The sequence below is a fragment of the Micromonospora sp. AB353 genome, from assembly GCF_049538395.1.
In the GTDB taxonomy this organism is placed as follows: Bacteria; Actinomycetota; Actinomycetes; order Mycobacteriales; family Micromonosporaceae; genus Micromonospora; species Micromonospora aurantiaca.
The window spans coordinates 26,557-35,289 of the sequence record NZ_JBMVFV010000065.1; the positions used below are offsets into that span (position 1 = coordinate 26,557).

The 8,733-nt window shown below is 71.5% G+C and carries 9 protein-coding genes, 2 tRNA genes and 1 other RNA gene; 5 read left to right on the plus strand and 7 right to left on the minus strand.

The genetic code is table 11. The annotated features are described in order from the left end of the window. Window positions 1–8: 8 nt before the first annotated feature. The 3 genes from ACPCK6_RS22700 to deoD all read right to left on the minus strand — a co-directional run bounded on the left by ACPCK6_RS22700 (window position 9) and on the right by deoD (window position 1,931). On the minus strand, window positions 9–476 hold the full coding sequence (locus tag ACPCK6_RS22700; protein WP_423482152.1) for an acyl-CoA thioesterase: 468 nt from the start codon (window positions 474–476) through the stop codon (window positions 9–11). Then, window positions 473–1,111, minus strand: coding sequence for a TetR/AcrR family transcriptional regulator (locus ACPCK6_RS22705; protein WP_423482153.1), 639 nt, complete (start codon window positions 1,109–1,111; stop codon window positions 473–475). The genes ACPCK6_RS22700 and ACPCK6_RS22705 overlap by 4 nt, the downstream gene beginning before the upstream one ends. A gap of 112 nt (window positions 1,112–1,223) precedes the next feature. After that, window positions 1,224–1,931, minus strand: a complete 708-nt coding sequence (gene deoD / locus ACPCK6_RS22710) for a purine-nucleoside phosphorylase (RefSeq protein ID WP_043327826.1) — start codon at window positions 1,929–1,931, stop codon at window positions 1,224–1,226. Window positions 1,932–2,006: 75 nt separating this feature from the next. Here deoD and ACPCK6_RS22715 point away from each other — a divergent pair. Beyond that, a tRNA-Ser gene (locus tag ACPCK6_RS22715) sits at window positions 2,007–2,096 on the plus strand. Window positions 2,097–2,135: 39 nt separating this feature from the next. Here ACPCK6_RS22715 and ACPCK6_RS22720 read toward each other — a convergent pair. Further along, the gene (locus ACPCK6_RS22720) at window positions 2,136–2,657 is read right to left on the minus strand and encodes a hypothetical protein (RefSeq protein ID WP_423482154.1); all 522 of its coding nucleotides are present in this window, start codon (window positions 2,655–2,657) and stop codon (window positions 2,136–2,138) included. Then, entirely contained in the window at window positions 2,654–3,268 is a 615-nt protein-coding gene (locus ACPCK6_RS22725) for a hypothetical protein (RefSeq protein WP_423482155.1), read from the minus strand. Before ACPCK6_RS22725 ends, ACPCK6_RS22720 begins: the two co-directional genes overlap by 4 nt. 233 nt (window positions 3,269–3,501) lie before the next feature. Here ACPCK6_RS22725 and ACPCK6_RS22730 point away from each other — a divergent pair, with 233 nt between their 5' ends. Next, on the plus strand, window positions 3,502–3,834 hold the full coding sequence (locus ACPCK6_RS22730; protein ID WP_123110606.1) for a YciI family protein: 333 nt from the start codon (window positions 3,502–3,504) through the stop codon (window positions 3,832–3,834). Beyond that, window positions 3,831–5,051 (plus strand): RNA polymerase sigma factor, encoded by a 1,221-nt coding sequence (locus ACPCK6_RS22735; protein ID WP_423482156.1) that lies wholly within the window; start codon window positions 3,831–3,833, stop codon window positions 5,049–5,051. Before ACPCK6_RS22730 ends, ACPCK6_RS22735 begins: the two co-directional genes overlap by 4 nt. Window positions 5,052–5,099: 48 nt before the next feature. Here ACPCK6_RS22735 and ACPCK6_RS22740 read toward each other — a convergent pair whose 3' ends face one another. Together ACPCK6_RS22740 and ACPCK6_RS22745 are read right to left on the minus strand one after the other, a co-directional pair. Further along, window positions 5,100–6,860: a glycosyl hydrolase gene (locus ACPCK6_RS22740; RefSeq protein ID WP_396880803.1), complete on the minus strand. Its 1,761-nt coding sequence runs from the start codon at window positions 6,858–6,860 to the stop codon at window positions 5,100–5,102. A 279-nt stretch (window positions 6,861–7,139) separates the two neighbouring features. Next, a tRNA-Ser gene (locus ACPCK6_RS22745) sits at window positions 7,140–7,224 on the minus strand. Between the two features lie 81 nt (window positions 7,225–7,305). Between ACPCK6_RS22745 and ffs the strand changes: the two genes are divergently transcribed. Both ffs and ACPCK6_RS22755 read left to right on the plus strand, forming a co-directional pair. Next, window positions 7,306–7,395: signal recognition particle sRNA small type (gene ffs / locus ACPCK6_RS22750), an RNA gene on the plus strand. Window positions 7,396–7,502: 107 nt separating this feature from the next. Then, the coding region (locus tag ACPCK6_RS22755) for a DNA polymerase III subunit gamma and tau (RefSeq protein ID WP_423482157.1) at window positions 7,503–8,733 on the plus strand (1,231 nt) is incomplete at its 3' end.

Here is an 8,733-nt window from a genome sequence, read left to right on the forward strand (position 1 = left end):
CTCTTGTCTCAGGCGCTTGCCGGCGCGGGGCGCAGCAGCGTCGCGGCCACCCCCTGGGCTACCTCGGTCCATGCGGTCGGACGCAGCGTGGCCGGGTCGAGCCGGACGATCGACCGGGTGCCGGTGGCGTGCACGGTCGCGCCGTCGGTCGAGCGGAACTCGAAGGCGTAGCGGGCACTGCTGGTGCCGAAGTGCTCCAGCCAGAAGTGCACAGCCACCGTGCCGATGCCGATGACCGGCGCGCGGTAGGTGATGGTGAACTCGCGGACCGCGTGGAACACGTCGGGGGTGGCGTGCACGTCGCCGCGGAAGGCGACGCCGCGCTCGGCCCAGTACGGCGTCAGCGCGCGTTCCAGCAGCACGGCGTACCGGGCGTTGTGCAGGATGCCCATCGCGTCCAGGTCGTCGAAGTGCACAGGCACGTACTCGACGTGCCCGAACTCCGCAACCGGCCGGTCGGTGGTGGCGTGGCTCATGACTGGCCTTCCGGTAGCAGGGCCGGATCCGGGCAGAGCGCCCGCAGCCGGTTCAGCAGGCCCTGGCGGGCGTGCCGGTAGGAGGCGTCCGGGTCGAGCAGACGGGACCGCATCACCGCGCTGATCCCCAGCGCGTCGATCTCGTACGCGAGCAGCGGCACGTCCATGTCGGCGGGGAGTTCGCCGAGGTCGACCGCCTCCTGGACGAGTCGCTCCAACAGTGCGGTCCAGCGGGACAACGCGTCGGCGAGCCGGTCCCGGACCGGGCCGGGACGGGCGTTGTACTCGAACTCGGTGTTGGCGAAGAAGCAGCCGCCGGGCAGTACCCGGGCGGCGTAGAAGTCGATCCGGGCCTCGTGCAGCGCGCGCAGCCGGCGTACGCCCCGGGGTGCGTCCAGGGCGGGGGCGACGATCATCTCCTGCCACTGCGCCACGGCCCGGTCGACGGTGGCGAGTTGCAGCGCCTCCTTGGAGCGCCAGTGCGCGAAGAGGCCGGACTTGCTCACCTCCAGCCGGTCGGCGAGCTGGGCCAGGGACAGACCGTGCAGGCCGACCTCGGTCGCCAGCGCCACTGCGGTGTCCAGCACCGCGGTGCGGGTGCGGTCGCCACGGGCGACGCGGCCGTCGGAGGTCATGCGGTCAGCCTAGGCGAAACAAGCACGACCGGTCGTATTTATTTTTGTGACGCCGGTAACGCGCAACCGCCCCGCCACCGGGCGGTGACGGGGCGGTCCAGGATCGATCGGGTCAGGCGATGATGGTGTCCAGCGCGATCTCGACCATCTGGCCGAACGTCTGCTCGCGCTCCTGCGACGTGGTCTTCTCGCCGGTCTTGATGTGGTCGCTGACGGTCAGGATGGTCAGCGCGCGGGCCTTGAAACGCGCCGCGATCGTGTACAGCGCCGCCGACTCCATCTCCACCGCCAGCACGCCGTAGTCGGCGAGCGTGTCGTACAGGTCCGGCCGGTCCGTGTAGAAGGCGTCCGCCGCCAGGATCGGCCCCACCCGCATGCTGATGCCGCGCCGCTCGGCCACCTCGACCGAGGTACGCAGCAGCCCGAAGTCGGCCACCGGGGCGTAGTCGATCAGCCCGTCGAAGCGCATCCGGTTCATGTTCGAGTCGGTGGACGAGCCGATCGCCGCCACCACGTCCCGCAGCTGCAGATCCTCGGTCAGGGCGCCACAGGAGCCGACCCGGATCAGCGACTTCACGCCGTACTCGTTTACCAGCTCGTGGGCGTAGATCGAGGCGGACGGCATGCCCATGCCGGAGCCCTGGACGGACACGTCGACACCGTTCCACTTGCCGGTGAAGCCCAGCATGCCGCGCACCGTCGTGTAGCAGCGGGCCCCCTCCAGGTAGGTCTCCGCGATCCACTTGGCCCGCAGCGGGTCGCCCGGCATCAGGACCCGCTCGGCGATCTCTCCCGGCTCAGCGCCGATGTGCGTACTCATGGCAAAGATCCTGCCAGGCCGGGCCGAGGGATACCGGTTCGGCGTCCAAGCCGGCGGTCCTGTACCCTCGTCGGCGGTGGCGTGTCCGAGTGGCCTAAGGAGCACGCCTCGAAAGCGTGTGAGGGTTTACGCCCTCCGCGGGTTCAAATCCCGCCGCCACCGCCATATCGATCAAGCGCCCGGGTTGTCCCGGGCGCTTCGTCGTCAGCAGGGGCCGTAGCCCTCGTCGAAGAGGCGGCGGGCCCAGTCCGCGTACCCGGCGATGATCTCGCGGACGGTGACGCCGTCGTGCAGGAACAGGTACGCGCGGTCGCCGTGGCGGGCGAGCAGCCCGGCGAAGCGGTGGCTGCCGGGCGGTGCCGGCAGGTCGACGGCGCCCGGGTACGCGGCGCGGGCCTCGCCGACCGATGAGCCGGCGCTGATGCCCTCGGGTGTGCTCATCGGGTCGTCGAGCCAGAGCAGGACGAGCCGGTCGTCGACGAAGATCGGGCTGACCGAACCGTGCCCGACCAGCGCGGGCCCGCATGCCTCCTCGTCGGCGCGCAGCACGCCGCGCCGGGTCAGGTCCGCCTCGGTGTCGCCGAACTCCGCGTTGCGCAGGCCCTCCAGACTCACCACCTGGGCGGCGCCGACCGGGCGGGTGGGCCACTGTGGATGAACGCCGCTGCCGGCTGCGGACGCGGCAGCAAGCAGTGCGGCAATAAAGCCGAATTGTCGTAGTTTCATGCAATCCCCCAGTCACCAACGGGACCGGGGCGATGAGGTTGCTGCTGTTTGTCGGATTGGCGTAGTTCCCACTCCTCGGCCAGCTCGTCCCAGTAGTCGGCGGACAGTCCGCGCCGGCCGTGCGCCAGCCAGCCGTCCGTGTCGCGTTCCAGGTGCAGGCCCAGTTCCGCGAACGGGTCGATCCACGCGCCCGGCTCCGCGCCCAGCCGGGCCAGCGCCGTGTTGATCGGCCACTCGGTTCGCGGCCGGTCCAGCGCGGCGTCGTACCGCGGGCCCCAGCTCACCTCGCCGTCCAGCCACACCACCGCCGACTGGTGGCCCAGGCCGCCCGCGAACTCCGCCTCCAGGTACGCCATCGGGCCGCTCCTCGACCAGCGGGCCAGCACCTCCGCCAGCGGTGGCGAGAGCACCAGCCGGAACGGGCGCTCGGCGCGCGGCTCGTCGGTGGCGTAGTCCGGCAGGCCGCCGGTCAGTTCCTGCACCAGTTGCGGGGTGACAGGCAGCAGCGCGAAGTCCTGGCGGAGCGCGGCGAGCACCGCGTGGTCCAGGTCGGCGGTCTGCTCGCGAAGCAGCTCGACGTCGGCGACCACGGCGCTGAGCTGGTAACTCATCCGGTCCTCTCGGCGTCCACAGGCTGTGGATGGAACATGTGTACGACGGATTGTCAGGCGCTTCGCCGCGCTCGGCGAGTGACGCGGCCGATGCCCAACGTACGGGCGCGGCAGCGCCGGCGCATCATCGCGCCCGATACTCGCCCTGCACGGTTGTCGGATCGGGGTGGCGGTGTTCGTAGCCGGGGTGACGGCGGCCCGGCCCGCGGCCGGCGAGAGTGGAAGAGGAACCGATGGCGCAGTACCTGATCTCCGTACTCGACGACACGACCGGCTCGGCCACCGAGGCGGAGATGGCCGCGATCGGTGAGTTCAACGAGCGGTTGCGAGCCGACGGCCACTGGGTCTTCGCCGGTGGGCTCGCGGCACCGGAGACCGCCACGGTCGTGGACGCGCGGGGCGGGAGTCCGCTGCTCACCGACGGCCCCTACGTGGAGACGAAGGAGTACGTCGGCGGGTTCTGGATCATCGAGGCACCGGACTTCGACGTGGCGCTGCCGCTCGCCGCGCTGGCGTCGCAGCGGTGCAACAGGCGGGTCGAGCTGCGGCCGTTCCTGGGCGCGTGACAGACCCCGGCGAAGCGCTCACCCGGGTCCACCGCGAGGAGTGGGCCCGGGTCGTCGCCACGCTCGCCCGGCGCATCGGCGATCTCGACGTGGCCGAGGAGATGACCGCCGAGGCGTTCGCCGCCGCCGTCGAACGGTGGTCGGCCGACGGCGTACCGCCGAACCCCGGCGCGTGGCTCACCACCACCGCGTACCGGCGGGCCGTCGACCGGATCCGGCGCGAGAGCCGGCGGGACGACAAGCACCGGGAGGCGCTGATGCTGGCCGACGTGCCGGAGCCGCTCGGTGTCATCGACGACGACCGGCTCCGCCTGATCTTCACCTGCTGCCACCCGGCGCTGGCCATGGACGCGCGGGTGGCGCTGACGCTGCGCCTGGTCGGCGGGCTCACCGTGCCGGAGATCGCGCGGGCCTACCTGGTCCAGGAGGCCGCCATGAGCAGGCGGATCACCAGGGCCAAGACGAAGATCAAGGCGGCCGGGATCCCGTACCGGGTGCCGTCCCGCGAGGATCTGCCGGCCCGGGTCGCCGGCGTGCTCGCCGTCCTGTACCTGATCTTCAACGAGGGCTATCTCGCCTCCGACCCGGCCAGGGAGGCGGTGCGTGCCGACCTGACCGCCGAGGCGATCCGGCTCACCCGGCTGGTCCGTACGCTGCTGCCCGACGACCACGAGGCCGCCGGCCTCCTGGCGCTGATGCTGCTCACCGAGGCCCGCCGGCCCGCGCGGGTCTCCGCGACAGGCGAACTCGTCGTCCTCGCCGAGCAGGACCGCAGTGCCTGGGACCGCGACCTCATCGCCGAGGGGCACGCCCTGGTCCGCGCGTGCATCGCCGCCGGCCGGCCGCCGGGCCGCTACCAGATCCTCGCCGCGATAAACGCCGTCCACACCGACGCCCGCGACGCGCGGGACACCGACTGGGCGCAGATCGCCGCGCTCTACGACCATCTGGTGCGCGTCGACCCGTCGCCGATCGTGCGGCTCAACCGGGCCGTGGCGGTCGCCGAGCTGGACGGGCCGCAGGTGGCGCTGGCCGAGGTGGACGGGTTGCCGCTGGAGGGCTATCACGCGTACCACGCGACGCGAGCCGAGCTGCTGCGTCGGATGGGGCGGGGCGGGGAGGCGCGGACGGCGTACGACAGGGCGATCGAGCTGGCCGGGAACAGCGCGGAGACGGCGTATCTGAGTCGGCGGCGGGACCAGTTGGGTGCCCGGTGAGGCGCAGGGCCGGACCTCGACGAGCCCGGCCCTGCGCCGATCAGGTCGTCACCACGCGGACATGTCGGGGAGCTGGTCGATCGAGATGGTTCTGGGGTCGGCCATCGCGGTACGCCACAACCCGGCCACGTCCTTGCCGCTGCCGTTCCAGTCGCGCGACGCCCACACCACGAAGTACGGCCACGCCGGGTCGGAGTTCGGGTTGAGCGGGCTGAACGTCTCCGCCACACCGGTGGTCTTGGCGCCGCTGACCGCCTTGGTGGTGGCGAAGTCGGAGGCGCTCTGGAAGTAGTCGGAGGTGACCAGGTCGGCGTAGCCGTCGCCCGGGTACCAGGACGCCAGCGAGGTGCCCTGGCCGCTGGCCATGCCGTTGAACACCCAGACGATGTTGTGCGCGCCGGCGAGCTGAGCCCGCTGATAGATCAGCCGCCAGAGCTGCTTGTAGGCGTCCTGGCCCTTCTTCGCCCACCACATGTAGTTGTTGTTGGCCTCGTGCAGCGGGCGGAACAGCACCGGCACTCCGGCGTCGCCCATCTTCTTCAGCTCGCGTACCACCAGGTCGATGTCCTGGTAGAGCTTCGACGACGGGTTGGTCAGGTCGGGCTGGAAGTCGCAGGGCGCGGAGTAGTTGCCGCCGCGCGGGCAGTACCAGTGCCACTGGAACGCCACGATGCCGTTGCGCGACTTGGCCCAGTCGATGACCTGCTGGGTCTGCACGCTGCCCCGGGTGTACTCCATGAAGTCGAACGCGACGATGGCCGGATAGCGGCCGGTCAGCTGCTGCACCCGGTCCGCGTCCGGCAGGTCGGTCTGACCGCTGACGTAGGTGTGCGTGCGCAGGTAGCAGATCAGGTTGCGGGCCTTCGAGTTCGCCTGCGGGTCGGCCGGCGCCTGGCCGCAGTCCGGGCCGGGCGGGGTGGGCGGCTTCACCGCGTACACCTCGAACTCGTAGAGCGAGTAGCCCCAGGCGGTGCCGCGGGTGGTGCCGGACATCCGGACGTAGCGGCCGCTGGCCCCGGCGGGCGTGACGTCGTCGGTGCCGCCGTCGCCCGTGGTGGTGCTGAAGACAGGGGTCCAGGTGGTGCCGTCCGTCGAGGTCTGGATCTGGTACGCCCTGCCGTATGCGGCCTCCCAGCGCAGCCGCACGGTGTTGATCGGGTACGTGGCGCCAAGGTCCACCTGGATCCACTGCGGGTCGGCGTAGAGGCTGGACCAGCGGGTGCCACCGTTGCCGTCGACCGCCTGCCCGGGGACGTTCGGGCTCTCCGTCGACGAGACGGTGACCGGCCGGTTCAGGGCGAGGTTGCCGGTGGGGAGGCCGGTCGGGCTCGGGTCCGGCGTGGGGCTGCCGGTCGGGCTCGGGCTGCCGGTCGGGCTCGGCGGCGCGGTGTCGCCGCAGGCCGCGCCGTTGAACGTGAACGCGGTGGGGGCCGGGTTCGACCCGGCGTAGGTGACGTTGAAGCCGAAGCTGATCGTGCCGCCGGCCGGGACGCCCGCGTTGTAGGAGACGTTCGTGGCGGTGGCGTTCGCGCCGGATTGCGTCTTCGTCGCGTTCCACATGTCGCCGATCACCTGGTTGCCGGGGAACACCCAGCCCAGTGTCCAGCCGTTCACGGCGGCGCCGCTGGTGTTGGTGATCGAGACGTTCGTGGTCGCGCCGCCGCCCCAGTCGTTTGTGACCTGCCAGGTCACCGAGCAGGCGCCGGCGGCGGCCCGGGCGGGTGGCGTGGTGACGAGGGCGGTGGCGAGCGCGGTGACGGCTGCCGCCGCCCCGGCCAGGCATGCCCGGGTGCGGGTGCGTCGGATCATGAGGAACTCCCGTGTGGGTGGTGGTTGCGGGGAGTTCGCCGCCCGGACGGGCCGGACCGTCGGTTGCCCTTCCGGCGGTCGGCCCGGCGAAGTATCTACGATGGTCTACTTAACCGGTTAACCATGTCAATCCCCGATCGAACCCATGTCGAATGACGAATGTTGTGAACCGGTCAAGATCCCACCGAGGGGAGCGGGGCGTCTGGCGTGGTCGCCACGGGGTGCCGGATGGGAGACGACGAAGGGCCGGCACGCGGGTGCCGGCCCTTCGGGATGGAGCGGAGGATACGAGATTCGAACTCGTGAGGGTGTGAACCCAACACGCTTTCCAAGCGTGCGCCCTAGGCCTCTAGGCGAATCCTCCGCGAGCCAGGATACAGGTCTCCCGACGGCGGGCCACCCCACCCTCCCGGAAGATCCACAACCCTTCGGGTAGGCTTGGCGTCACCTCCCGTGCGGCGGTACCTCGTGAACCTCCCCAGGGCCGGAAGGCAGCAAGGATAAGCGAGCTCTGCCGGGTGCACGGGAGGCCTTTCTGTCTCCCGGGCCGGGTAACGTCGCTGCGGGTCGGGTCACGGGGTGGTGGGTGGTCACCCGGGGCCGACCGGCGCAGAATGGCTCGGTCGAGAGGAGGCGGGACGGGTGGCACTGGCCCTTTACCGCAAGTACCGGCCGCGGACGTTCGCCGAGATGATCGGCCAGGAGCAGGTCACCGAGCCGCTGTCGCAGGCGCTGCGCAGCGGGCGGCTCAACCACGCCTACCTCTTCTCCGGTCCGCGGGGCTGCGGCAAGACCTCCAGCGCCCGGATCCTGGCCCGCTCCCTCAACTGTGAGCAGGGCCCCACCCCCGAGCCGTGCGGGCAGTGTGACTCGTGCCGCGGGCTGGCTCCCGACGGCGGCGGCTCGATCGACGTCATCGAGATCGACGCGGCCAGCCACGGTGGTGTCGACGACGCCCGTGAGCTGCGCGAGAAGGCGTTCTTCGCGCCGGCCCGCAGCCGCTTCAAGATCTACATCATCGACGAGGCGCACATGGTCTCGTCGGCCGGCTTCAACGCGCTGCTCAAGCTGGTCGAGGAGCCCCCGGAGTACGTCAAGTTCATCTTCGCCACCACCGAACCGGAGAAGGTCCTCGGCACGATCAAGTCGCGGACCCACCACTACCCGTTCCGGCTGTTCCCGCCGAAGGTGGTCCGCCCCTATCTCGAGCAGCTCTGCGAGGCGGAGGGCGTCAAGGTCGAGCCGGCGGTCTTCCCCCTGGTGGTGCGCGCCGGCGGGGGCAGCATGCGCGACAGCCTCTCCGTGCTCGACCAGCTCATCGCGGGCGCCGGCCCGGAGGGCGTCGACTACGCCCGGGCCGCCGCGCTGCTCGGGGTCACCGACGCCGCGCTGATCGACGAGATGTGCGACGCACTCGCCGCCGGTGACGGCGCCGCCGCGTACGCCACCGTCGACCGGGTCGCCGAGGCCGGGCACGACTCGCGCCGCTTCGCCTCCGACCTGCTGGAACGTCTCCGCGACCTGATCGTCCTGCAGCAGGTGCCCGATGCCGCCGCCAGAGGCCTCATCGACGGCCCGGCCGACCAGATCGAGCGGATGGCCGCCCAGGCGCAGCGCCTCGGCCCGGCCACGCTGTCGCGCTGCGCCGACATCGTGCACAACGGCCTGGTCGAGATGCGCGGCACCACGGCGCCCCGGCTGCTGCTGGAGCTGATCTGCGCGCGCATGCTCCTGCCCGGCGCGGACGACTCCTCCGCCGGCCTGCTCCAGCGCCTGGAGCGGATGGAGCGCCGGCTGACGCTCGGGGGCGCCGAGCCGCCGCCGGCCGCCGCCGACTCCGCGCACCCCACCCAGACCCCTGGGGTACGCCCGG

Coding starts and splice junctions, on each gene's coding strand:
- ACPCK6_RS22700 (WP_423482152.1), bottom strand. CDS start 476: ATGAGCCACGCCACCACCGACCGGCCGGTTGCGGAGTTCGGGCACGTC.
- ACPCK6_RS22705 (WP_423482153.1), bottom strand. CDS start 1,111: ATGACCTCCGACGGCCGCGTCGCCCGTGGCGACCGCACCCGCACCGCG.
- deoD (WP_043327826.1), bottom strand. CDS start 1,931: ATGAGTACGCACATCGGCGCTGAGCCGGGAGAGATCGCCGAGCGGGTC.
- ACPCK6_RS22720 (WP_423482154.1), bottom strand. CDS start 2,657: ATGAAACTACGACAATTCGGCTTTATTGCCGCACTGCTTGCTGCCGCG.
- ACPCK6_RS22725 (WP_423482155.1), bottom strand. CDS start 3,268: ATGAGTTACCAGCTCAGCGCCGTGGTCGCCGACGTCGAGCTGCTTCGC.
- ACPCK6_RS22730 (WP_123110606.1), top strand. CDS start 3,502: ATGGCGCAGTACCTGATCTCCGTACTCGACGACACGACCGGCTCGGCC.
- ACPCK6_RS22740 (WP_396880803.1), bottom strand. CDS start 6,860: ATGATCCGACGCACCCGCACCCGGGCATGCCTGGCCGGGGCGGCGGCA.